General features: G+C 62.5%; 20 protein-coding genes, 1 tRNA gene and 2 pseudogenes. 4 read left to right on the top strand and 19 right to left on the bottom strand.

Annotated features, from left to right (window positions below):
* Positions 1-55: 55 nt before the first annotated feature.
* The 6 genes from PMI35_RS29855 to PMI35_RS29880 form a co-directional block, all read right to left on the bottom strand.
* Positions 56-490, bottom strand: a complete 435-nt coding sequence (locus PMI35_RS29855; protein ID WP_008054960.1) for a VOC family protein — start codon at positions 488-490, stop codon at positions 56-58.
* Positions 491-514: 24 nt separating this feature from the next.
* Complete coding sequence (locus tag PMI35_RS29860) at positions 515-910, bottom strand: hypothetical protein (RefSeq protein WP_008054959.1); 396 nt, start codon at positions 908-910, stop codon at positions 515-517.
* 167 nt (positions 911-1,077) lie between these two features.
* On the bottom strand, positions 1,078-2,793 hold the full coding sequence (locus PMI35_RS29865; protein WP_008054958.1) for an FAD-dependent oxidoreductase: 1,716 nt from the start codon (positions 2,791-2,793) through the stop codon (positions 1,078-1,080).
* A gap of 143 nt (positions 2,794-2,936) precedes the next feature.
* Positions 2,937-3,257 carry an NIPSNAP family protein gene (locus tag PMI35_RS29870; RefSeq protein WP_008054951.1) on the bottom strand — a complete coding sequence of 107 codons (321 nt, stop codon included), beginning with the start codon at positions 3,255-3,257 and terminating at the stop codon, positions 2,937-2,939.
* A complete protein-coding gene (locus PMI35_RS29875) occupies positions 3,226-5,004 on the bottom strand; it encodes an FAD-dependent oxidoreductase (protein WP_008054949.1) in 1,779 nt (592 codons plus the stop codon). Before PMI35_RS29875 ends, PMI35_RS29870 begins: the two co-directional genes overlap by 32 nt.
* A gap of 32 nt (positions 5,005-5,036) precedes the next feature.
* On the bottom strand, positions 5,037-5,855 hold the full coding sequence (locus PMI35_RS29880; protein WP_008054947.1) for a shikimate dehydrogenase family protein: 819 nt from the start codon (positions 5,853-5,855) through the stop codon (positions 5,037-5,039).
* Between the two features lie 146 nt (positions 5,856-6,001).
* On the opposite strand from PMI35_RS29880, the gene PMI35_RS29885 reads away from it, so the two are divergent.
* From PMI35_RS29885 to PMI35_RS34515, 3 genes and pseudogenes are all read left to right on the top strand, one after another.
* Entirely contained in the window at positions 6,002-6,775 is a 774-nt protein-coding gene (locus PMI35_RS29885) for an IclR family transcriptional regulator domain-containing protein (RefSeq protein ID WP_008054946.1), read from the top strand.
* Positions 6,776-6,992: 217 nt separating this feature from the next.
* A complete protein-coding gene (gene dapF, locus PMI35_RS29890; protein WP_008054945.1) occupies positions 6,993-7,808 on the top strand; it encodes a diaminopimelate epimerase in 816 nt (271 codons plus the stop codon).
* A gap of 15 nt (positions 7,809-7,823) precedes the next feature.
* Positions 7,824-7,946: pseudogene (locus PMI35_RS34515) on the top strand (IclR family transcriptional regulator); the annotation flags it as partial.
* On the opposite strand, the gene PMI35_RS29895 reads toward PMI35_RS34515, so the two are convergent.
* From PMI35_RS29895 to PMI35_RS29930, 9 genes and pseudogenes are all read right to left on the bottom strand, one after another.
* Positions 7,933-8,598 carry a TetR/AcrR family transcriptional regulator gene (locus PMI35_RS29895; protein WP_008054943.1) on the bottom strand — a complete coding sequence of 222 codons (666 nt, stop codon included), beginning with the start codon at positions 8,596-8,598 and terminating at the stop codon, positions 7,933-7,935. The pseudogene PMI35_RS34515 and the gene PMI35_RS29895 sit on opposite strands and share 14 nt — an antisense overlap.
* Positions 8,595-9,329 (bottom strand): methyl-accepting chemotaxis protein, encoded by a 735-nt coding sequence (locus tag PMI35_RS35790; RefSeq protein WP_443217043.1) that lies wholly within the window; start codon positions 9,327-9,329, stop codon positions 8,595-8,597. Before PMI35_RS35790 ends, PMI35_RS29895 begins: the two co-directional genes overlap by 4 nt.
* A gap of 123 nt (positions 9,330-9,452) precedes the next feature.
* Positions 9,453-10,157, bottom strand: a pseudogene (locus PMI35_RS35785) (cache domain-containing protein); the annotation flags it as partial.
* 129 nt (positions 10,158-10,286) lie between these two features.
* The gene (locus PMI35_RS29905; RefSeq protein ID WP_008054939.1) at positions 10,287-11,438 is read right to left on the bottom strand and encodes an acyl-CoA dehydrogenase family protein; all 1,152 of its coding nucleotides are present in this window, start codon (positions 11,436-11,438) and stop codon (positions 10,287-10,289) included.
* 17 nt (positions 11,439-11,455) lie between these two features.
* Positions 11,456-12,544 (bottom strand): enoyl-CoA hydratase/isomerase family protein, encoded by a 1,089-nt coding sequence (locus PMI35_RS29910; protein ID WP_008054937.1) that lies wholly within the window; start codon positions 12,542-12,544, stop codon positions 11,456-11,458.
* Positions 12,541-13,437 carry a 3-hydroxyisobutyrate dehydrogenase gene (gene mmsB, locus PMI35_RS29915; protein WP_032831291.1) on the bottom strand — a complete coding sequence of 299 codons (897 nt, stop codon included), beginning with the start codon at positions 13,435-13,437 and terminating at the stop codon, positions 12,541-12,543. The genes PMI35_RS29910 and mmsB overlap by 4 nt, the downstream gene beginning before the upstream one ends.
* Positions 13,438-13,490: 53 nt before the next feature.
* Positions 13,491-14,999, bottom strand: a complete 1,509-nt coding sequence (locus PMI35_RS29920; protein ID WP_008054935.1) for a CoA-acylating methylmalonate-semialdehyde dehydrogenase — start codon at positions 14,997-14,999, stop codon at positions 13,491-13,493.
* Positions 15,000-15,101: 102 nt separating this feature from the next.
* Positions 15,102-16,805 (bottom strand): AMP-binding protein, encoded by a 1,704-nt coding sequence (locus PMI35_RS29925; protein ID WP_008054933.1) that lies wholly within the window; start codon positions 16,803-16,805, stop codon positions 15,102-15,104.
* A 1,126-nt stretch (positions 16,806-17,931) separates the two neighbouring features.
* Positions 17,932-19,293 (bottom strand): MATE family efflux transporter, encoded by a 1,362-nt coding sequence (locus tag PMI35_RS29930; protein ID WP_008054931.1) that lies wholly within the window; start codon positions 19,291-19,293, stop codon positions 17,932-17,934.
* Positions 19,294-19,734: 441 nt separating this feature from the next.
* Between PMI35_RS29930 and PMI35_RS29935 the strand changes: the two genes are divergently transcribed.
* Positions 19,735-20,007, top strand: coding sequence for a hypothetical protein (locus PMI35_RS29935; protein ID WP_008054930.1), 273 nt, complete (start codon positions 19,735-19,737; stop codon positions 20,005-20,007).
* A gap of 39 nt (positions 20,008-20,046) precedes the next feature.
* Here the strand turns inward: PMI35_RS29935 and PMI35_RS29940 are convergent, their stop codons facing one another.
* The 4 genes from PMI35_RS29940 to PMI35_RS29950 all read right to left on the bottom strand — a co-directional run bounded on the left by PMI35_RS29940 (position 20,047) and on the right by PMI35_RS29950 (position 22,161).
* Positions 20,047-20,823 (bottom strand): alpha/beta fold hydrolase, encoded by a 777-nt coding sequence (locus tag PMI35_RS29940; protein ID WP_008054928.1) that lies wholly within the window; start codon positions 20,821-20,823, stop codon positions 20,047-20,049.
* A gap of 200 nt (positions 20,824-21,023) precedes the next feature.
* Positions 21,024-21,099, bottom strand: a tRNA-Phe gene (locus PMI35_RS29945).
* A 153-nt stretch (positions 21,100-21,252) separates the two neighbouring features.
* Positions 21,253-21,702, bottom strand: coding sequence for a GNAT family N-acetyltransferase (locus PMI35_RS0132160; RefSeq protein ID WP_086935995.1), 450 nt, complete (start codon positions 21,700-21,702; stop codon positions 21,253-21,255).
* Positions 21,703-21,849: 147 nt separating this feature from the next.
* Positions 21,850-22,161 (bottom strand): hypothetical protein, encoded by a 312-nt coding sequence (locus PMI35_RS29950; RefSeq protein WP_008054926.1) that lies wholly within the window; start codon positions 22,159-22,161, stop codon positions 21,850-21,852.
* Between the last annotated feature and the right edge of the window lie 4 nt (positions 22,162-22,165).

Here is a 22,165-nt window from a genome sequence, read left to right as displayed (position 1 = left end):
GGCAGACGCTGCCTGCCATGCAGTGATTGTCGTGCGCGCGAACAACCCGCCCGCCTTAACCGAGTTGCTCGGCAAGCGCGACGATGATGCCCTCAGGCCCACGCATGTAGGCGAGTCGGTACGCTTGCTCGTACTGCATCTGGCCAATCAGTTCGGCGCCATGGGCTTGCAAACGTGCAACGAGCCCATCGATGTCATCGACGGCAAACATGATGCGACGAAGACCCAGGGCGTTCATTGGCGTGTCCACGGGGCCGAACCTGATGGGGTCCGGCGTGTGGAACTTGTCCAGTTCAATGCCTTGGCCGTCGGGCGTGCGCAGCATCGCGAGGGTGGCTCGCACGTTTGCAAGCCCGATGAGGCTGCCGACGGAGGGCCCTTCAACGGTGGTCTGGCCCTCGAGCTTGAGGCCCAGCGCGATGAAGAATGCCTTCACCGCTTCGAGATCGTCGACAACGATCAGGACGTTGTCCATTCGCGTGATGCTCATGTCCTTCGCCCCCTTGGCGTGGCCCTAGCGACGATAGTAGCGGCGATCGTCGTCGTAGCGGTGGTGCATGGCGCGGTCGCGGTCGCGGTGGCGCTCCCAATCACGACGTTCGGCTTCCCGGCGGGCTTGTTCTCTGCGCCACTGGGCCCTGCGCCATTCGTCTCGGCGCCACTCGTCACGGCGACTGTGCCAGCGGCCGTCGTGCCAGTAGCGGTCGTCATGGGCGAGCAAGGTCTGCTTGCCGGTCAAGCTGGCCAAGGTCGGCCAAGGGTTGTCGGCGGCCTTGGCAGGCGCCTCGACAGCTGAGATTTGCGTGGCGACAACAGGGGTTGGCGTCTTCATCGGTGTGGCTGATGCCGAGCCCATTACCGCGAGCGCGAACAGTCCGAAGAGCACCCTCCGTGGGTCATGGAATTTCATGAGCGAAGACAACCTCTGATTGACAATTGGACGTGTGGCCATCCGGTTGCGCGAAGCCTGCGGGTTCGCGCTTGCGAGCGGATGTGCCTATCCAAATAGACCGGCAATCAGGGAAAAGTTCTAGGGCGCCCCTGCAATTTGCGCAACGCCTGCCAGAGCGCTCTGCGTCAAGCCGTCGAGCCTGCAAGCGTTCTTGCGGCAATGTAGCCGAACGTCATGCCCGGCCCGAGGGTGATGCCACCGCTGGGGTAATAACCGTTCATGACGCTGTTCATATCATTGCCCACGGCGAACAACCCTTGAATCGGCGCCTCGTTTTTGTCCAGTACCCGGGCACAGGCATCGGTGTGCAGACCGGCGAAGGTGCCGAGGCTGCCGTGCACCAGCTTTACGGCGTAGAAGGGGGCTTGGCGCAGGCTGCCCAGGGACGGGTTGGGACCCTGGAGAATCTCCCCCTGGTTTTTGTTGTACAGCGACTCACCACGCCGAAACTGCGGATCGCAGCCTTCCTCGGCAAACTGGTTGAAGGTATCGACCGTGGCCTGCAGTTGCTGCGCATCGATTCCGCACTGGTGTGCCAGTCCCGCCAGGGTCGCGTCCTTGAACAGATAGCCCTTGCGCACATACGACGCTGTCGGGAACGGAAAGGGTCTGGACCAGCCCAGGCCATAGCGCCGCTGGGCGCGGTGGTCGCAGATCAGCCAGGACACCGGGGTTTCTCCAGGTTTGCAGGCGTCGAACAGTGCGCACATGTAGTCATGGTAGGAGTCTGCTTCGTTGACGAAGCGTCGACCATCCTGACGCACCGCGAGAAAACCCGGTTTGGCCCGCTCCATCAAATGTGGAAAACCACTGAAGCCTCCGTCCTCGCGCGGCACGCGAGAGACCGGTGCCCACGCCGCGGCATGCGCCAGGTCGCAGGCGACGCGTGCGCCGACGCTTTCACCCAGGCGCAAGCCGTCGCCGGTATTGCCCTTGGGGGCAGCGCTCAAGTGGGCGCTGCCATCAGGGGCATGGGCGAACTGCCGGGCAATGCGTTGCCGGTCGTGGGGGAACCCGCCGCAGGCCATCACCACACCCCGTCGTGCGCGGATGTCGAGCAGGCGTGCGCTGCGCTCGATGCGGGCGCCAACCACACGCTGATCCTCACGCAGCAGCTCATGCACCGGCGTCTCGGTCAGCAGGCGGACGTTGCGGTCGAGGGCGCTTTTCAGCAGCCGGGCGACCAAGGCGTTGCCGTTCACCAGGAGCATGCCCCGGCCGTGGCGCATCAGGTCACGGGCATGGCGCAACAGGCGTTTGCCGGCATACAGCATTGACCTTGGCGATTGGGTCGCATTGAGGAAATGGTTGAGATCGGCGCCGCCGGCAATGCCCATTCCGCCAAGGCTGATGAGGTCCAGCGGACGCCGCAGCTGGTTGATCCAGGGACCCAGTCGACGACCATCGAACGGCAACGCGCAGAGTGAGCGACCACCGCTGGCATGACCTTCGCTGGCATGAAAGTCCGGCATCTTGCTGCCGGAGAAAAATTGCACTTCGGTGTGGCGCTGAAAAAACTCGACCATCTTCGGGCCTTGTTCGAGGAACATCTCCAGGCGCGGGTCGAGCACATCGCTGTGCAGTTCATGGCGCAGGTAGGTCCGTGCCTGTTCGAGTTCTTCCACCGTGCCTTCGGCGACTGCCAGGGGGTTGCGAGGGATCCACAGCCAGCCACCCGACCAGGCACTGGTACCACCGAGAACGGGTTCTTTTTCTACCACTATGACGTCTAGGCCAAGTTCGGCGCAGGTGACGGCAGTCGCCAGGCCCGAGGCGCCGGAACCAATGACCAGGACATCACAGATAAGGTCGTCGACATTCATCGACGGCAAGGTGCTCATGGCGACCTCCATTGTGTCTCTTTTTGGGCTTTTTCCTGTAGGAGCGAGCATGCTCGCGATGATCTGAAATCCACCGCGTGTATCCAGGCACCCCGCGTCATCGTTGACGTCCATCGCGAGCAGGCTCGCTCCTACAGGGACGGTTATTGCAACGGTGAGAAGTCGGTGGGGCGCAGCAGGCGCGACTCCAGCGTCACCACGGCGTCGAGCTCCCTGTTCTGCCGGGCAAAGTCCTGCCAGCGCCGATCGGCTGCCATGGCTGTGCGCCGGGCCATGCGATCGTCGAGGCTGGTGTAGGCCCAGATGTGCACCACCTGGTTGACCTCACCGATTTCGGTGGTGAAGAAACCGACCAGGTTGCCCAGGTGCTCCTGCTGCACGGCCAGTGCCGCGCTTTTGTACAGGGCTAGCCAGTCGCCAAGGCGGGTCGGTTTAATCGTGTAGGTGCGCAGTTCGTAGTACATGCTGTTCTCCACTGTGGGTTTGTTGGGTTGTGTTGCGTTCAAGACGGGCTGCCATGTCACTGGCGGCGAGGTAGCCGAAGGTGATGCCCGGGCCGAGGGTGATGCCGGGACCGGGGTAGGTGCCGTCCATGATCGAATTCATTTCGTTGCCGGCGGCGTACAGGCCGGGGATCGGTGCGCCGCTGCGGTCGAGCACGTTGGCCTGGCCGTTGGTGACCAGTCCGCGAGCCGAGCCGAGGTCTCCGGTAAACAGGCGAATGGCGTAGAACGGCGCCTTGTGCAGCGGCTTCAGGCACGGGTTGGGGCCGTGAAGCGGGTCGCCCATGTAGCGGTTGTAGGCGCTGCTGCCTTTGCCGAACTGACGGTCGACGCCAAGGGCCGCATCGGCGTTGAACTGCGTCAGGGTCTGCTCCAGGGCCGTGGCATCGATGCCGGCAATGAGCGCCAGTTCGGCGAGGCTGTCTGCGCGCAGCAGATAACCGGCTTCGATCAACGCGCTGTTGTCGACCGGTCGCGGACGGGCCAGGCCCATGCCGTACCGGTTCAAGGCTTCGCTGTCACAGATCAGCCAGCAGGGCGCATTGGCGCCGCCATTGGCGAACATGCCTTCGACGAAGCAGTGGTAAGAGTCCGATTCGTTGACGAAACGTTGCCCGGCGCGATTGACCGCGATCACACCGGGTTTGGCCCGATCGGTCACCAGGTGCGGAAAGCGCTCCAGGCTGCCGTCGGCTTTGCGCAGCACCGAGACCGGCGCCCAGAAGAAATTTGCCGCAAGGTTGTCGCCAATGGCGGCGTCGACCCAGGCAGCCAGTCGCTGTCCATCACCCACGTTGGCCGCTGGCGACATGCTCCAGTGTTCCGAGTCCGTCGCGGGTCGCTGCCCCGCGGCCTGAGCGCCGGCGGCAAATCCGCCCATGGCCAATACCACGCCGCCCCTGGCCCATACCTTGCGGGTTTGTCCGCGCCAGGTGATCTGCACGCCCTTTACGCTTGCCTGTTCGATCAGCAGCGCTTCGGGCGACGCTTCGAGCCACAAGTCGACGCCATTGGCGAAGGCGGTGGTCGCCAGCCGGGCGATCAAGGCATTGCCCACGGTCAGGCGCGTGCCGCGTGGATGGCTGAGGCGATCCTTGGCATATCGGCCCATCAGTTTCAGGCAGTGCCAGAGCGATTTAGGCGAGCGCTTGAAGCTGAGGAAGTGCTGGATGTCGACACGATTGACCATCATGCCGCCGAACAGCAGCATGCCGTCCGGTGGCCGCTTCAGGTCTTTGAAGTGCTCGCCGAGCTTGCGCCCGTCGTACTCGTCGATTTCCAGGGCGCGACCGGTTTGCGTGCCGCCGGGCAAGTCCGGGTAGTAGTCGGGCGACAGTGGCCGCAGGCTGTATTTGAGCTCGCTGTGGGCCTGCAAAAAGCTCAAGGCTTCACGACCATTGTCGATGAAGGAATCGATCAGCACCGGGTTGTAGCCGGCACCGATCACTTCCTTGAGATAGCGGCGCATCTGCTCGGCGCCCAGGTGGTGCCCGGCGGCCCGGGCCTGATCGGTGTCGTGCAGCCAGACCGCGCCACCGGAAATCGCCGAGGTGCCGCCGAAGGCTTCGGTCTTTTCCACCAGCAAGACCTTGAGGCCGCGGCAACTGGCGGTCACCGCCGCAGCGAAACCGGCGGCGCCGCTGCCCAGGACAATCACGTCGTAGGTCAGGTCGGCACCGGCAGGGAGCTGGGTAGTCGTCATGTTCATTGTCTATCGCCTCTCGAGGACACGACCGCAGATCAGATCTGCAGCGGTGTCACGCCCATGAAGTGGCCGAGGTTGCCCAGTTGCGCCAGGGCCATTTGCGGGCCGGTCTGGATCGTGCAACCACGGTGTCGGGCGAAGGCGAGAAACGGCGTGATGGCCGGCGACGTCACGACATCGGCGACCAGCGTCGACGCCTGCAGGCTTTGCATCAGGTCTTGCGGCAACGGCAGAGGGCCTTCATCGCCGGTAGCGCCCATGCCGACCGGCGAGGCGTTGACCACCAGGTCGAAGTGTTCGAGCGAGGCGGGGTCGGCGCTGATCACGATCTCGGGAAAAGCACCGCGCAGCAGTTCGCCGAGCATCTCGACGCGCTCCGCGTTCAAATCGCTGATCACCAGGTGACTGACCCCGGCCTGGCACAGTGAATAAGCAATCGCACTGCCGACACCGCCGGTGCCGATCACCAGCGCCTGTTTGTCCCGCGGATTGAAACCCTGCTGGCGCGCCGCACTGAGAAACCCTTCACCGTCGACGATATCGCCCACCAGCCGGCCGTCGACCTCGCGCCGGATCACGTTGACCGACCCCAGAGCCGCCGAGCGCGCACTGACGCTGTCGAGGCGGCCGGCCAGTAGCTGTTTGTAAGGGACGGTGACCACGCAGCCGCGCAGGTTTTGCCAGCCACGCAAGGTCTCGACGAAGTTCTGCAGAGCGGTCGGCGCCAGGTCGATGGCCAGCATGGCAACGTTCTGCCGGTGCTCAGCGAACCAGCGGTTGAAGTTTTCCGGCGATTTGACCTGTGTCACAGGCGAGCCGACGATGGCGACCAGTTCAGTCGAACCCTGAATCATTTGATGTACCCGCTTATTGGCTGTGTTGTGGGGTCGATAGTGCGAGCGGGGGAGGGAGGCGGACAATCAGACTGCCAGGCGTTTGCGTTGATAATCGCACCAGCAATGCGATAATCGCACTACTTACCTGAATAAGAGTCGTCGCGATGAAGCAGCCCACCATCCATCAACGGGACCTGATCGTCGGCCTGCAAAAGGGCCTGGCGCTGTTGCAGTTGTTTTCCCAGGAGCATCCGCGCCTGAGTGTGCCGGAGGTAGCGCGCATGGCCGACATGACCCAGAGCGCCGCCCGGCGTTTCCTGCTGACCCTGGTGCATGACGACTTCGCGCAGACCGATGGGCGCTACTACTGGCTGACCGCCAAGACCTTGCGCATCGGCCAGGCCTATGTCGATTCGGCCGTGCTGCCGCGCATGCTGCGGCCGATCGTCGAACAGGTGGCGCGAACCACCCAGGAGCATGTGTCGGTGGGCATTCGCGACGGCGATGACATCGTGCATGTAGTGCGCAGTCGCTACAGCCACATCACCTCGATGTCGATCCGGCCTGGCTCACGGGTGCCCATGTATTGCACCGGCAGTGGCCGGCTCTGGCTGGCGAGCCTGAATGCCGAGGCACTCGACGCGTATTTCGAACGCAACCCGCCACAGGCGATCACGCCGTACACGCTCACCGATGAAAAGCAGATCCGCGCCGAAATCGCCTTGGCGGCGCAGCGAGGCTACGTGCTGGTGGATCAGGAATACGAAGTGGGCATGCGGGTGTTGAGCGTGCCGTTGATTGATCGCGCAGGGCAGTTGCAGGCCACCTTGACGCTGACCACCCATGCGTCGCGAATGACCGTGGAGCAGATGCGCGAACGTTATTTGTCTGCATTGTATGAAGGTCAGGCGTTGTTGCGGCCGATTATGACGTTGTAGGGCGATGGTGTTGCCTGTGGGGAAGGTTGCAGTCGACCCGAAGTGGACGGTTGCCGAGGGCAGCTATCGGTCAAAAGTAGACGGTGACGAATCAAATCTAACGATCTATCCAGTCTGCTTAGCGCATCCGCCTAATGAGTCTTGCAATAGTTATGCAAATAGGGGTAGATCGCTTCAATGCGTTAATTCATCACACGTCTCGCCGCCAGGTCAATTTATGCCGCTGAGCTTTCATAAAATGCATGCCAATGGTGATGATTTCGTTATCGTCGACTCGCGAAATTTACCCAATCCAATTACCAGCAATATGGCTCGGCGAATGGGGGATCGGAACCGAGGAGTCGGCTTCAATCAACTCGCGGTGGTGTTCGACTGCGATGATGCAGATGCGCGTTTGATGTTCTGGAATGCCGATGGCTCACCGCTGGACGCTTGTGGCAGCGCAACGCGCGGGGCCGCGGATATGTTGATGCGTGGCTCCAACATGACTTCAGTAACGCTGCGAACCAACCGTGGCTTGCTAACTTGCGAGCGAACCTCAACTGGCGCCATTTCTGTAGACATGGGAAAACCGCTTTTGGGCTGGTCAGATGTTCCTCTGGCTTTGGAAATGGATACTTTGCTGTTGCCACTGGCGGGTAGCCCAACAGCCTGTGGCATGGGAAATCCGCACTGCACCTATTTTGTCGATGATCTGACAGCTGTTGAGATTGCGTCGATTGGGCCGACAATTGAAACCACGTCCTTGTTTCCCCTCAGGACGAACGTGCATTTCGTGCAGGTCATTGACCGGAAGCACATCCGGTTGCGAATTTGGGAGCGCGGGGGTGGTATCCCGCTGGGTTCAGGCTCCTGCTCTTGTGGCGCCGCGGTGAACGGCATTCGTCGTGGCTTGTTAGACAATTGCGTTGAAGTTGAATGTGACGGTGGAGCCGTAACGGTCCAATGGGACGGCGTGGGATCAGTCTTTCTCACTGGGCCGGTAGAGACGACTTTTTCCGGAATAATCGCGGATGCTTCGTTAAAAGCCTGATTTTCAGGCAGGCCACTATTGGCCACCTTGACGCTGACCACCCATGCATCGCGAATGACCGTGGAGCAGATGCGCGAACGTTATCTGTCGACCTTGTATGAAGGCCAGGCGTTGCTGCGGTCGATCATGACGCTGTAGATGCAGGAGCCTGGAATTTCGAACCGCTGGAGGGCGTCGCCTGCAACGCACCCTGCAGGGCACCCATGACCATGTCATGCAGCAGCTTGCGACGGGCTCCCTTGCTTGCCGGCGAGTCTGCGATCCAGGCCGGCAGTTGGTTGAGCAGGGACACGATGCCGCTCAAGGTCGAGCGCAGGGCGATGCTCACCGGTACGCCGGTGAGCTGCTCTATCGTGACCACCAGGTGCTCCTCGTAGCGCCTGCGCAACGCCAGGATCGAGGCCTGCTGTTCGCTGTCCAGGCAATGGAGGTCATGCTCGGCCAGGCGAAAATGCGCGCCCATGCGCTCATGCAGCAGCAGGTGCGCCTCCAGCAGCGCGTGCAGTCGCACAGCGGGCGCGGATTTGCGTCGGTTCACCTGGCTGGCGCCGTGCAGCAACTGTTCGTAGAGTTCCTCGATCAATTCGAACAGCAGGGCCTCCTTGCTATCGATGTGGTTGTAGATGGAGCCGGCCTTGATCCCCAGGTAAGCGGCCAGGTCGCGCATGCTGACCCGGCTGAAACCGCATCGGGCAAACAGCTCGAGGGCTTTTTGCCGGGTTTGCAGGTATCGCGAGGGGTGCACCTGATCGATGGCCCCCGCCAAAAGAGAGTGGCTCATCCCGTTCATAGGCGGAACTGCCCCAATAGCCGATTGAGCTGGCTCGCCAGTTCACCCAGATGCCGGCTGGCCTCATTGGACTGATCCGCTGCCAGGGCATTCTCCTGGGCCAGCGAGGCGGCGTGGGTGACATTCTGGTTGATGTCCTCGACCACGTGGGATTGCTCCAGGGTGGCACTGGCAATCGAGGCGTTCAGTTCAGTGAGGTTGCGCAGCGCCGCGATGACCAGGTGCAGGCTTTCACCGGTTTCCCGGGCCTGCAGCACAGTTTGTTGCGCGGCCTGGCTGCTGGCATTGATGACGTTCACCGCCGCTTCGGAGTTGCCCTGCAGGCGTTCGATCATGCCCTGGATCTGCGCGGTGGACTGCTGGGTGCGCTGGGCCAGCAGGCGCACTTCGTCGGCCACCACGGCGAAGCCGCGACCCTGTTCGCCAGCGCGCGCGGCCTCGATGGCGGCGTTCAGCGCCAGCAGGTTGGTTTGCTCGGCGATGGCGCGGATCACTTCCAGCACGCTGCCGATCTGGGTGCTTTCCTGGGCCAGGCTCTGGATCACTCCGACAGCCTGGCTGATGGTCTCGGACAACTGGTCGATCTGGCGCAGGCTGCTGTCGATGTTGTGCTGGCCCTGGCGTGCCTGCTCATCGGCCTGGCGTACTTCGTTGGCGGCGTGCTCGGCGTTCTTCGCCACTTCCTGTACGGCATAGGAGACTTCGTGGATGGCGGCGGCCACCAGTTCCATCTGCTGTGATTGCTGTTGGCTGTGGCGCTGGCTGTTGCTGGCAATCTCGCCGAGCGATTGCGAGGCCTGGTCCAGGTGGCCGGCGGTCTGCATGGACTGGCCGATCACCGTGCGCAGCTTGCGGGTGAACGCGTTGAAGTGGCTGCTCAGGGCGGTCAGCTCATCGCGCCAGCGACTGTCCAGGTTGTGGGTCAGGTCGGCTTCGCCGCTGGCGATGTTCTCCATGGCATTGACCACCTGCGCCAAGGGCGAGGCGATGCTGCGGGCGATCAGCAGGATCAGCGCGCTGAGCAGCAGGGCGATCGTCAGCACAATGACGAAGGCCTTGATCAGCTGGCGGCGGAACTCGACTTGCACGTCGTCGATGTAGATGCCCGAGCCGACGATCCAGCCCCAGGGCTTGAACAGTTCGACATAGGACACCTTCTCCACCGGCGCATCGGAGCCCGGCTTTGGCCAACGGTAGTGCACCAGGCCGGAGCCGTCGCGGTTGGCCACGGCGACCATCTCGTCGAACAGCGCCTTGCCGTCAGGGTCGCGGGTGCCGGCCATGCGCTTGCCTTCGAGCTTGGCATTGGGGTGCATGACCATGCGCGTGTCGAGGTCTTCGATCCAGAAGTAGTCCTCGCGGTCGTAGCGCAGGTCGCGTATGACCGCGCGGGCCTGTTGTTGCGCCTGCTCACGATCCAGACCCTGGCCTTCCAGGTTCTGGAAGTGGCGCAGGATGCCGCTGGCGGTCTCGACCACGTGCCGGGTTTTCAGGGCCTTGGCCGCATAGAGGTCGTCATGGTTCTGCTTGAGCAGCAGGCCCGCGAGAATCAGCAGCATCAGGATGGACGTCAGCAGGATCAGCCACAGGCGGCGGCTGATGGGAATGTTACGCAGGCCGGGCATGGGCAACTCCAGAAGGGGCAGGCGAGGGGGCGGCCGGCACGCAGGGCGCGTGCGGCCAAGGGCTCAAAGGGCGTAGTGGGCCAGCTCGCGGGCGATCAGCAGGCGCTGGACCTCGCTGGTGCCTTCGTAGATCTGGGTGATGCGTGCATCGCGGTAATAGCGCTCCACCGGGTAATCCTCCAGGTAGCCATAACCGCCATGGATCTGCACGGCGCTGGAACACACGCGCTCGGCCATTTCCGAGGCGAACAGCTTGGCCTGCGACGCTTCGGACAGGCACGGTTGCCCGGCGCTTTTCAGGCGCGCGGCATGCAGCACCAGCAGGCGGGTCGCATTGAGCCGGGTGTGCATGTCCGCGAGCAGATTGGCCACGCTCTGGTGTTCGATGATCGGCTTGGCGAACTGGACGCGTTCGCGGGCATACCCCAAGGCGGCCTCGAAGGCAGCGCGAGCAATCCCCAGGGCCTGGGCGGCGATGCCGATGCGGCCGCCTTCAAGGTTGGACAGGGCAATGGCCAGACCCTTGCCGCGCTCGCCGAGCAAATGGTCCTGGGGAATCGTGCAGTTATCCAGGGTCACCGCGCAGGTATCGGAGGCCTTGATGCCCATCTTGTGTTCGCTGCGGTCGACCACGAATCCTGGGTTGTCGGTGGGCACCAGGAACGCCGACAGGCCCTTCTTGCCCAGTTCCGGATCGGTGACGGCAAACACAATGGCCAGGCTCGCGCGCTTGCCGTTGCTGACGAATTGCTTGGCGCCGTTGAGTACCCAGTGGCCGTCGCGCAATTCGGCGCGAGTGCGCAAGTTGTGTGCTTCGGTGCCTGCCTGTGGCTCGGTCAGGCAGAAGCAGCCAATGGCCTGGCCGCTGGCCAAAAGCGGCAGCCAGCGGTCTTGCTGGGACGGGCTGCCGTATTTCAGCAGAGGGCCGCAGCCCACCGAATTGTGGATGCTCATCAAGGCGCCGAGGGCGCCGTCGCCGGCGGAAATTTCCTCCACGGCCAGGGCGTAGGCCACATAGTCGGTGTAGCTGCCACCCCAGGTGTCCGGCACCACCATGCCCAGCAGGCCCAGTTCACCCATCTGCGCAACCACGGCGTCATCGATCCAGCCGGCCTTTTCCCAGGCCTGGGCCTGCGGGCCGACTTCGCTGCGGGCGAAGTCGCGTGCCATGTCGCGGATCATGCGTTGTTCTTCGGTCAATTCGATATCGTGCATTGCGAGTCTCCTGCCGTTCAGGCGGTGCGAAGGGGTTTGCCAGAGGCCGGGCGGAAATCGTTGAAGAAAGCCTGCACCCGCGCAGGCACCAGTTCCGCCAGGGTGGGCGGGTTCCAGCGTGGGGTCTTGTCCTTGTCGATGATCAAGGCGCGCACCCCCTCCATCAGGTCGCCCTTGTCGAACCACTGGTAGTCCAGGTGCAGCTCCAGGGCAAAACAGTCGGCCAGGCTCAGGTAGCGACCGCGACGCAACAGTTCCAGGGTCGCCGCCATTGCCAGCGGTGAGCGGCTGTCGAGTAGCGCGACCGTCTGTTCGGCCCAGTCGCGCAGCTCGGGGCGTTGCTCGCGCTGCAGCGCATTGCGAATCGCCGGCACATCAGGCAGGGAAAAATACTCATCGATCACCTGGCGGTAAGCCTTGAGTTCCGATCCGGCAATGCGCTCGGTGGCCAGGCCGGCCAGCAGCTCTTGCAAGTCTTCTTCGGGCGCGGGAGTCCAGTTCAAGTGATCGAGGGCGGCGTCCAGTTCCACCAGTCGCTCGCTGGGCAGGTAGTAGTCGGCGAGGTCGGCATAGAGCGCGTCGGCGGCCCGAACCTGGCAACCGGTGACGCCCAGGTAGATCCCCAGCTCACCGGGAAGGCGCGGCAGGAAATAGCTGCCGCCGACATCGGGGAAAAAGCCGATGCCGACTTCCGGCATGCCCATGCGCGTGCGCTCGGTGATCACCCGCAGCGAGGCGGCCTGCGCCAGGCCCATGCCACCGCCCAGGACGAAACCGTCGAGCAGCGCCAGCACCGGTTTGGAGTAGCCATGCAGGTACTCGTCCAGGGCATATTCCTCTTCGAGGAACAGCTCGTGCAGGTTGTCCCCGGCCTGGTGACTGTCGTACAGCATGCGGATGTCGCCACCGGCACAGAAGGCTTTTTCCCCGGCGCCACGCAGGGTGACGGCGACGATGTCCGGGTCCTGTTCCCACACCCACAGGTACTGGCACAGCAGCTTCACGGTCGGCAGGTCGAGGGTGTTCAGCGCGCTGGGCCGGTTCAGCGTCAGGTGGCCGATGCGGTTGCGCACGCAGGCCAGCACCGGGGCTTGCTGCCCGCTCATGCCTGGGCTTCTCCACGGAACAGTTTGATGATGGCGGAGAAGTCCAGGCCGCCATTACCTTGCAGGCTGAAGGTCTGGTACAGCTGCTGGGCGGCAGCGCCGAGCACCACCGGTTGGCGCGCCTGTTTGGCGGCTTCGGTGGCGAGGCCGAGGTCCTTGAGCATCAGGTCGGTGCCGAAGCCGCCGGTGTAGCCACGCGAGGCCGGGGCATTTTCCAGCACGCCGGGGAACGGGTTGTTGATCTCCGAGCTCCAGCAGCGACCGGTGGAGGTGCCGATGACACCGGCCAGCACCTTGGCGTCCATGCCCAGGGCCACACCCAGGGCCATGGCCTCGGCGACGCCGACCATGGAGATGCCGAGCAGCATGTTGTTGGCGATCTTGGCCACCTGGCCGTTACCGGCCGCGCCGCAGTGCACGATGTTCCTGCCCATGGCCGAGAGGACCGGCAGGGCCTGGTCGTACACACTGACCGGGCCGCCGACCATGAACGTCAGGGTGCCCGCCGTCGCGCCGCCGGTGCCGCCGGAGACCGGCGCGTCGAGCATCGGGTTGCCTTGGGCAAGGGCGAATTTGGCCACCTCGCGGGCACTCAGCGGGTCGATGGTCGAGCTGTCGATCAACAGCACGCCTTGTCCGATATTGGCCAGCAGGCCGTCCTTGCCGCGATAGACCTGTTTCACGTGGTCTGCGGTTGGCAGCATGGTGACGATCACTTCAACCCCGGCCCTGGCCACGCCGGCGGGCGAGTCAGCGGCGCTGGCGCCGGCCTCGACCAGGGCGGCGACCGCCTGGGGGAAGGGATCGAAGACGGTCAGGCTGTGGCCGGCCTTGAGCAGGTTGCGGGCCATTGGGCCGCCCATGTTGCCGAGGCCGAGAAATCCGATATGCATGATGGTTACCTTTTTGCGTGTGATGGCGAGGGGATGAATCCCCTCGCCACAGGTCATTTGAGGGTGATCGTGGTGTTCACCGCGCCAACCACCTCGTCCTCGTCGAACCAGCGCTGGGTGATCGTCTTGGTCTGGGTGTAGAAGGTCACCACTTGCTTGCCGTAAGGGCCGAGGTCGCCGAGCTTGGAGGCGCGCGAACCGGAGAAGGAGAACAGCGGGACCGGTACCGGGATCGGCACGTTGATGCCCACCTGGCCGACGTCGATTTCTTCCTGGAAGTGACGGGCCGCCGCGCCGGAACGGGTGAACAGGGCGGTACCGTTGCCATTGGGGTTGGCGTTGATGATCTCGATCGCCTCGCTCAGGCTGGCGGCCTGCATGACGCACAGCACCGGGCCGAAGATTTCTTCGCGGTACACGGACATTTGCGCGGTGACGTTGGAGAAGATGGTCGGGCCGACGAAATTGCCGTCCTGGTAGCCCGGCACGCTCGGGTTGCGGCCATCCAGTTCGAGCCTGGCGCCTTCTTCGATGCCGCTGGCGATCAGGCTGTTGACGCGATCCAGGGCCGCGCAGGAAATCACCGGGCCGATGTCGGTGCCAGGTTCGGTGCCGCCATTGATCTTGAGGGTTTTGGTGCGCTCGATCAGGTCCGGCAGCCAGGTCTGCGCTTCACCCACCAGGATCACCACCGGTAGGGCCATGCAGCGTTGGCCAGCGGCGCCGAAGGAGGCGCCCAGCAGGTTGTTCAAGGTCTGCTGCTTGTTGGCATCGGGCAGGACGATGGCGTGGTTCTTCGCGCCCATCATGCACTGTGCGCGTTTGCCGTTCTGGGTGGCGCGGTTGTAGACATGGGTGCCGACCTTGGTCGACCCCACGAAGGACACGGCCTTGATGTCCGGGTGGTCACAGATCAGGTTCACCGCATCGACGCCGCCGTGGATGACGTTGAGCACGCCCTTGGGTACACCGGCCTCCAGCGCCAGTTCAACCAGGCGCATGGTTACCAGGGGGTCTTGCTCGGACGGCTTGAGGACGAAGGTGTTGCCGGTGGCGATGGCCATCGGGAACATCCACAGCGGGATCATCGCCGGGAAGTTGAACGGGGTGATGCCGGCGCACACGCCCAGCGGCTGCATCAAGGTGTAGGTGTCGACGCCGTTGGCGACGTTGTTGGCCAACTCGCCCATTTGCAGGTTACCGATGGAGGTGGCGTGCTCGACCACTTCCAGGCCGCGGAACACATCACCTTCGGCGTCTGGCAGGGTCTTGCCCTGTTCGGCGGTGAGCAGGGCGGCCAGTTCCTTGATGTTCTCGCGGATCAGCTGCTGGTACTTGAAGAAGATCCGCGAGCGGGCGCCGATCGGCGTCTTGCGCCAGGTCTTGAACGCTTCCTTGGCGCTGGCCACGGCGGCATCCATTTCATCGGCGGTAGCAAAGGGCACGCGAGCGAGGACTTCCTGGGTGGCCGGGTTGACCACGTTGCGCCACTCGGTGCTGCGCGATTCGACGAATTCGCCGTTGATGAGAAGCTTGACGGTTGGAACGCTGGATGAGGTCATTTTCGGGTCCTGTCTGCTTTCTTTGAGTCGAGTGAGGCCCCTCGGCCGGGTCGGCCGAGTGGTCGGATGTGAATTCAGGAGGGCCGGCGCACCGGCCCGGGTTCAGCCCTTGAGCTGTGGGAAGTCTTCTTCGAAGTACTCTTGAGGACCGCGCGTGTCGCCCTGACGACGCTGAGTTTCCATCTGCCGCAGTTCCACCCGGCGGATTTTCCCGGAGATGGTCTTGGGCAACTCGGTGACGAATTCGATGCGTCGCACCCGCTTGTACGGCGCCAGGTGCTCGCGGGCGAAGGCGAGGATATTGCCGGCGAGTTCGGCGCTGCCGGGTTCGTCATGGGCCAGGATCAGGAAGGCCTTGGGCACGGCCAGACGCAGCGGGTCGGGGCTGGGGACCACGGCGCATTCCATCACCGCCGGGTGCTCGATCAGCGCGCTTTCCAGCTCGAAGGGGCTGATGCGGTAGTCGGAGGCCTTGAACACGTCGTCGGCGCGGCCGACAAAGGTGATGTAGCCTTCATCGTCGATCTGCGCGGTGTCGCCGGTGCGGTAGTAACCGTCGCGCATCACCTCGGCGGTTTTTTCCGGGCTGTCCTCGTAGCACAACATCAGGCCGAGTGGACGCACGTCCAGCGGCAGGGCGACTTCGCCTTCATTGCCGGGTACGCCGTCGGGGTCGAGCATGGTCACCCGGTAGCCCGGCAGCGGACGACCCATGGAGCCGGGTTTGAGCAGTTGGCCGGGCGTGTTGCCGACCAGGGCGGTGGTTTCCGACTGGCCGAAGCCGTCTCGCAGCGGCAAGTTCCAGGCGTGCAGGATCTGCTCGATGATCTCCGGGTTGAGCGGCTCACCGGCGCCCACCAGTTCGCGCAGGCGCAGGCGGTCCTTATAACTGGCCAGGTCCTCCTGGATCAGCATGCGCCAGACCGTGGGCGGGGCGCACAGGCTGGTGACGCCGTAGCGCTCCAGGGCGCCCAGCAGGGCAGGGGCGCTGAAGCGCGCGACATTGTGGATGAAGATGCAGGCACCGGCGTTCCAGGGGGCGAAGAGGCAACTCCAGGCGTGCTTGGCCCAGCCCGGGGACGAGATGTTCAAGTGCAGGTCACCCGGTTGCAGGCCGATCCAGTACATGGTCGACAGGTGGCCGACCGGGTAGCTCTGGTGGCTGTGCAGCACCATCTTCGGCTTGGAGGTGGTGCCAGAGGTGAAGTACAGCAGCATCGGGTCGGTGGCCAGCGTCTGGCCCTCGCTGTCGAACTGCTCGGAATGCTCGCTGGCGGCGCTGTGCGGCGTCCAGCCGGCGGGGGCCGGGCCGACGCAGATGCGCGTGCAGCCTTCACCCAGGCCGTCGAACTTGTCGACATGGGCGGCACCGACCACCAGGTGGCGCACGTGGCCACGCTCGATGCGATCACGCAAGTCTTCAGGGGTGAGCAGGGCGGTGGCGGGGATGACCACGGCGCCGAGCTTGAAGGCGGCCAGCATGGTTTCCCACAGGGCGACGTCGTTGCCGAGCATCAGCAGGATGCGCTCACCACGGCGCACGCCAAGGGCGCGCAGGTGGTTGGCCACCTGGTTGGAGCGCGCGGCCAGTTGCTGGAAGCTGTAGCGCTGTTCGCTGCCGTCTTCTTCGACGATCCACAGGGCGTTGGCCTGGTTGCCCTCGGCCATGGCATCGAAGTAATCCAGTGCCCAGTTGAATTCGTTCAGTTGCGGCCAGCGGAAGTCCCGCGTGGCAGTGGCGTAGTCGGTACGGTGGGCCAGCAGGAAATCGCGAGCTTTGATGAAGGGTTGGCAGTTGCTGTTCATTGGAGTCTCCATCGATCGCGGGGGCGATCGGCGCGGTAACGGGTACGGGATGGTCAGGCGGCGAGGGGCGCTTCGCTGCGGGGGGCAATGCGTACGTGACGCGTGCGGGTACCTGAGAGCGGGGAGACGATGGCAAGCATGGATGTCTTCACGGTGGATGCCCTTGTTTGTTTTTGTTGGGTCTGGCCCGGATCATGACCGGTGCTTGAGTCCAGTATATGCATGCAAAAATGAATTAAAAATGCTCATAAAAGCCGGTGCGTTGTGCAGAAAAGTCATAGCTGTATTGGGTGTATATCCATTCCTGCGGTAACGGCGTCTGGCGGTTTCGCTCTTACAGCGAGTCACTTGGAAAAGCCCCAAGTAACCAAGGGCTCTTGCCCCTGGCGTTCGGTGCCTCGCTAAGGCTCGGCATGCCCTCGCTCCGGTCCTGCTCCGTGGGTCGCCGCGATGGGGCAAGAAAATCAAAAGCCAGATCAAGATCAAAAGCCAAAGCGAGGCGGCCTTAAAGCCGACCTGATTGCAGGTCTGTCCGCGATCCCATTGTGGGAGCCAGCCTGCTGGCGATGGACTTCCAGGCAACGCGTTCATCCAGACAGGGCGCGTTATCGTTGAGGCCCATCGCCAGCAGGCTGGCTCCCACAGGGAATTGGGGACAGGGAATTGGGGATATCTACAAAAGTCTATCTACAAAAGTCAGGTCGGCTGTCAGGCCGCCTCGCTTTGGCTTTTTATCTGGGTGCCCCGTTAACCACGATGGCCGAACGCAGGCATTGCCCAGCGCGGCGACTCACGGAGCAATGCCTTCGTTACGGCATGCCGAGCCCTAGCGAGGCACCGAGTGGTGGGGCAAAGCCTTTTGCTTACTTTTCGCTGGGCCGGCACTCCGGCGTTTGGAAAAGTGAGTCGCCGTAAGGGCGAAACCATAAGTGGTCGTTACCGCAGCAATGGATATGTACTCCGACAACAATCGCCCATAGGTGTTGACTTTGACGGACAGGCTCAGGGCGAGAGGTGGCAAGAAAATCAAAGCAAAAGCCAACGCGGCCTACCGGCCGGCCTGATCGCTGGTGAATGCGTTCCCCTGTAGGAGCTGCCGAAGGCTGCGATCTTGGCGCCCACCCTCCTACACCAACCGCTCAATCTTCTGATGCTGCCACACCAGCTTGTAATACAGCGTCTGCAACGCCAGCATCCCCAGATACGCCACCGGAAACGCCATCCACACCCCTTGCAGCCCAAACCGCGCATCCAGCAAATACGCCACCGGCAACTGCACGCCCACTACGCACACAATCGAAATCGCCACCGGCACCATCACCGTGCCGCTGGCGCGCATGATGCCGCCGATGATCGCCTGGAAGCCGAACACCAACAGGCTCCAGAGCATGATGTGCAGCAAGTGCTCGGCCATGCTGCGCGTTGCGTCTTCGGTGAGGAACGACCCCAGCAACCAGTGCGACAGCAAATACCCCAACACCACCAGCCCACCAGTGAGGCACACGTTGATCATCAACCCCGTGCGCAGGATCGGCCCGATCCGCTCAATGCGCCCTGCCCCGATCGCCTGCGCACCGAGGATCGACGCCGTGATCGCGATCGACAACGCCGGGAACTGCACATAGTTCACGATCTGCGTCACCGCCCCATACGCTGCTGTCGCCTGGGAACCGTGCTGGTTCACCAGCGCCAGGATCACCAGCTCCGACAACGACAACACCACCATCTGCAACCCGGTGGGCAAGCCGATGCGCAACACCTTGCCGAGGATCGCCATGTCCAGCTTCATCGCCGCAAAAAACGCCCGGTCCGGCGCCAACGGATGGCCTTTGCGAATCAAGCGCCACGCCAGCCACCCCATCGCCGCCAGGTTGCCCGCCAACCCGGCAAACGCCGCGCTCTGAATCCCCATCGGCGGCAACCCCAACCACCCGCGAATCAATGCCGGCGTCAGCGCCAGGCCGATACAGGTCGACACCACCAGCGCCAACAACGGCGACAACGTATCACTCACCCCGCGCAGCAACTGCGTGAACAACACAAACACCAACAGCGTCGGCATGAACCACAACATCACATGGGCATACGCCACCGCATCGTCCAGCACATCCCCCGGCGTCCCCAACCCCACCAACGACGACCGCGCAAACACACTCCCCACCACCGCCGCCACCAACCCGATCAACAACCCCAACAACAACGTCGACCCGGCAATGGCCTTCACCAAATGCGTCTCCCGCGCCCCCCAGGCTTGCCCGATCAACACACCCGCCCCCGCGCCGAGGCCGATGACCAGGGCGATGAAAAAGAACACGATGGGGAACATGCCGGACACGGCCGCCAGGGCCTGGGTGCCGAGCATCTGGCCAATGTAGATGCTGTTGACGGTGCCGGACATGGACTGCAGGAAATTGGACAGCACCATGGGGGCGAGGAATAGCAGGTAAGTTTTCCAGAGGGCATGTTGCGGTTGGGCTGGGGTTTGCATTGGGTTGAGGTCCATCTCGACGGCTGGCGTGTTGAATGAGGATAGCTTCGGTGGCTGAAACCAACGGGCGATGACCATCTCAGGTCTGTGTTTGGATTTCCAGCGCAGTGATGGGAAAGGTCTGAGAATTCATCATCACAGGTCCTACATAAAGCTCGGAATGCCTCACCTTGCCCATCGATCCGATGAAGCTTATAGTCCGCCCGTCGCCCAAATGGCGACTCAGGTTTGGCGACCTGACTGATCGGGTGCAAAAGCTCTGTGCTTTCTTGCAGGTGCTTTTGCACGTTCGCAAAGCTGTCTTTATGGCAGTTGTGCGCGGGAGACCTTCGGGTCTGCCGGATTCCGATCCCGGTTCGCCAACCTGCGTACAGCTGTCACCCATTTGTTTGGCGACGAATGAGGGACAGTCAACCTTTGCACTGATCGGAGCGTTCACCTATGGAAAGATACATGCCCCTCACCGGAATCGACCTGATCCCGGCCTCCCTGCTCATCGACACCCAAGCCCCGCTCGACGTTCTGCAAGCCATGGCGGATTACCGCATTCGCACGGTGACGCAGGTACTGGAGAACATCGCCTTTCGCGCCGAGATCGGTTGCGACACGGTGGTGTTGTCGGACTTTTCCAAGCTGCTGGCGATTCCGTTGCGCGATGGTTGTGACTTGATGGATGTGATTGGGCGGCGCTTGCGGGCGCAGGCGGCGGAGTAAATGAAAACGGGCGCTTGAAGGGCCCTTTTATACCGTTTTCTATTCATCGCCATGCCGCTGGCAGAGGAATTCGCGCGTCGCTTCAGCGGTTTGCCTGGCGCTGGTCACCACGAAAAAATGCCCCTCGCCCTGCAGGACTTGCAGTTCGGCACGGTGAATGGCGCGGTGCAGGATGTGCGCATTGTACGGCCGCACCAGGGTGTCGCGTTCGCCGGTGAGGATCAGCGTGCGCTGGCGCAGACGGAACAGCCGCAGCAGGCTGGTCCAGCCGACCAGGGCGGTGAGCTGGTGGTAATAGGTTCGCGGGTCGACCGTGAGCATGCCCTTGCCCACACCGAAGCGCAGCAGCGTCTGTATCGAATGGCGCGAGCCTGCCTGCTTGCGCAGTTTGGCGCTTTTGCTGCTGGCAAAAAACTCCAGGATGTCGGCGGGCTTCACCAGCATCGCCGGGCCGGCCGAGGTCGCCGCGAGGATCAGCCGGCGCACCCTGCTTGGGTAACGCAGGGCGAATTCTTGCGCCAGCGCACCGCCCCAACTCACGCCGAACACATCGACCTGGTCGATTCCCAATTGCTTGAGCATCTCGGCGATGAGGTCGGCATGGCGTGGCAGACGCATCGGCCAGCGGGGCATTTGCGATTTGCCGACCCCGGGCACGTCCAGCGTAATGGTCCTGTAGTCCACCAGTTCAGCGCGCAGGGGATCGAAGGTACGGATCAAACCACCCAGGCCGTTGAGCAAGAGCAGCGGCGAGCCTTGACCGCGGATCGAAACGTTCAACTGCAGGTCGTTAATGGTTAGTGTGTGCGTTGTCATGGCTTCCCCCCCTTGGCCTACCCACTATCAAGACAGCGCCTGGCATTCGAGACTGTACTAGGTGTAAACCTATCTCAGGGCAAGACAAACTGTTTGGGTTTACAAGGGAGCGGTGGGGGAACCCTGGATAACAAAAAACCCGCACTGGGCGGGTTTTTTGTGTGCTTTCAGGTGTGCTTGGCATCACCTGAAACGAAAGGTGGTGCCCAGAGACGGAATCGAACCGCCGACACGGGGATTTTCAATCCCCTGCTCTACCGACTGAGCTATCTGGGCCGCGGCGCAATTAAACGTTTTTTACTGCTGGGGCGTCAAGCACGAAATCAAAAAAAATTAAGGAATACCTATACTTACGATAAGCACAACGAGTGGTCGAGGCTTTCGTGAAGCAAAGTGCTCTAGCCGCGCTTTCCACCTTGGATAACGCGGTTAAGTTTCATCTACTATCGATTTCTCATGAGTAGCAAAATCATTGTGGATCTGTTGGAACCCGCAGCGAAGATAAAATGCGGCTCCCTCGGGTGTATCCGTGGACAGGCGCACGACCCGAAATCGCCCAGCCGCATATGCCAGAAGCTGCTGCACCAGCGCTTTCCCCACATTCTGGCCCCTCGATACGCGCGCGACGTATACCCTGCGTAGCCTACCGATGTCCGGTCCAGCATATGGATCATATGAAAGGCCGCCGATAGCAATCAGTTGCCCGTCGCGGAAGGCACCAAGAAGGCATTCACCTGGCTGATTGAATCGATTGGACCCGTTTTTCCAATCTGCAACCAAACGCGTAAGAAACCTGAACCCTTCTGTCACTGCCTCCGCTTCCAGCACCAGGACTTCTGAAGGCAGCGCTGAGATCTGGCGTATTGCAAGTACGCCCATTGACGTAACCACTGGATATCCCCCGTGTTTCTCTGGCACCTGCACCCTACCTCACTTATCTGCACGGACAACACTGCATCCGGCCTTCAAGATCAGCCCATCGAATTTCTGCCGAATGCACCGCATTTTGGGGTGGGCTGCTGAGGGTCACCGAATGAGATTCACAGCAGTGGCACGAATCAAGATTTCTTCCTGTTGAAATCGCTCTTCAAGGTCACGCTTGTAACTTTGCCACCAAAGCCGGTCAACCGCTTCCACCATCACCTCATAGATGATGATGTCGTCCTCTGATCTTTCGTTGCCTTCCTGCAACGAAATACCTTTCGCTGGATTGCGGATGAACGCCGTCACGCCTCCGAACTGGTCGGTCAGGTGCTCGCGTACATGGCGCAAGAGCTCGACCGGCTGCGGTGCGCCATCGTTGGTGTTGAGCGGTAGGAAGACCTCGATCAAGTGCATGATG

It is taken from the genome of Pseudomonas sp. GM78 (assembly GCF_000282475.1).
Lineage (GTDB): Bacteria > Pseudomonadota > Gammaproteobacteria > Pseudomonadales > Pseudomonadaceae > Aquipseudomonas.
This window is presented reverse-complemented; position numbering and strand designations above follow the sequence as displayed.

What these genes read in the sequence shown, in the direction of transcription:
- PMI35_RS29855 (WP_008054960.1), bottom strand. Translation starts at nt 490, where the DNA reads ATGAGCATCACGCGAATGGACAACGTCCTGATCGTTGTCGACGATCTC.
- PMI35_RS29860 (WP_008054959.1), bottom strand. Translation starts at nt 910, where the DNA reads ATGAAATTCCATGACCCACGGAGGGTGCTCTTCGGACTGTTCGCGCTC.
- PMI35_RS29865 (WP_008054958.1), bottom strand. Translation starts at nt 2,793, where the DNA reads ATGAGCACCTTGCCGTCGATGAATGTCGACGACCTTATCTGTGATGTC.
- PMI35_RS29870 (WP_008054951.1), bottom strand. Translation starts at nt 3,257, where the DNA reads ATGTACTACGAACTGCGCACCTACACGATTAAACCGACCCGCCTTGGC.
- PMI35_RS29875 (WP_008054949.1), bottom strand. Translation starts at nt 5,004, where the DNA reads ATGAACATGACGACTACCCAGCTCCCTGCCGGTGCCGACCTGACCTAC.
- PMI35_RS29880 (WP_008054947.1), bottom strand. Translation starts at nt 5,855, where the DNA reads ATGATTCAGGGTTCGACTGAACTGGTCGCCATCGTCGGCTCGCCTGTG.
- PMI35_RS29885 (WP_008054946.1), top strand. Translation starts at nt 6,002, where the DNA reads ATGAAGCAGCCCACCATCCATCAACGGGACCTGATCGTCGGCCTGCAA.
- dapF (WP_008054945.1), top strand. Translation starts at nt 6,993, where the DNA reads ATGCCGCTGAGCTTTCATAAAATGCATGCCAATGGTGATGATTTCGTT.
- PMI35_RS29895 (WP_008054943.1), bottom strand. Translation starts at nt 8,598, where the DNA reads ATGAACGGGATGAGCCACTCTCTTTTGGCGGGGGCCATCGATCAGGTG.
- PMI35_RS35790 (WP_443217043.1), bottom strand. Translation starts at nt 9,329, where the DNA reads ATGGAACTGGTGGCCGCCGCCATCCACGAAGTCTCCTATGCCGTACAG.
- PMI35_RS29905 (WP_008054939.1), bottom strand. Translation starts at nt 11,438, where the DNA reads ATGCACGATATCGAATTGACCGAAGAACAACGCATGATCCGCGACATG.
- PMI35_RS29910 (WP_008054937.1), bottom strand. Translation starts at nt 12,544, where the DNA reads ATGAGCGGGCAGCAAGCCCCGGTGCTGGCCTGCGTGCGCAACCGCATC.
- mmsB (WP_032831291.1), bottom strand. Translation starts at nt 13,437, where the DNA reads ATGCATATCGGATTTCTCGGCCTCGGCAACATGGGCGGCCCAATGGCC.
- PMI35_RS29920 (WP_008054935.1), bottom strand. Translation starts at nt 14,999, where the DNA reads ATGACCTCATCCAGCGTTCCAACCGTCAAGCTTCTCATCAACGGCGAA.
- PMI35_RS29925 (WP_008054933.1), bottom strand. Translation starts at nt 16,805, where the DNA reads ATGAACAGCAACTGCCAACCCTTCATCAAAGCTCGCGATTTCCTGCTG.
- PMI35_RS29930 (WP_008054931.1), bottom strand. Translation starts at nt 19,293, where the DNA reads ATGCAAACCCCAGCCCAACCGCAACATGCCCTCTGGAAAACTTACCTG.
- PMI35_RS29935 (WP_008054930.1), top strand. Translation starts at nt 19,735, where the DNA reads ATGGAAAGATACATGCCCCTCACCGGAATCGACCTGATCCCGGCCTCC.
- PMI35_RS29940 (WP_008054928.1), bottom strand. Translation starts at nt 20,823, where the DNA reads ATGACAACGCACACACTAACCATTAACGACCTGCAGTTGAACGTTTCG.
- PMI35_RS0132160 (WP_086935995.1), bottom strand. Translation starts at nt 21,702, where the DNA reads ATGGGCGTACTTGCAATACGCCAGATCTCAGCGCTGCCTTCAGAAGTC.
- PMI35_RS29950 (WP_008054926.1), bottom strand. Translation starts at nt 22,161, where the DNA reads ATGCACTTGATCGAGGTCTTCCTACCGCTCAACACCAACGATGGCGCA.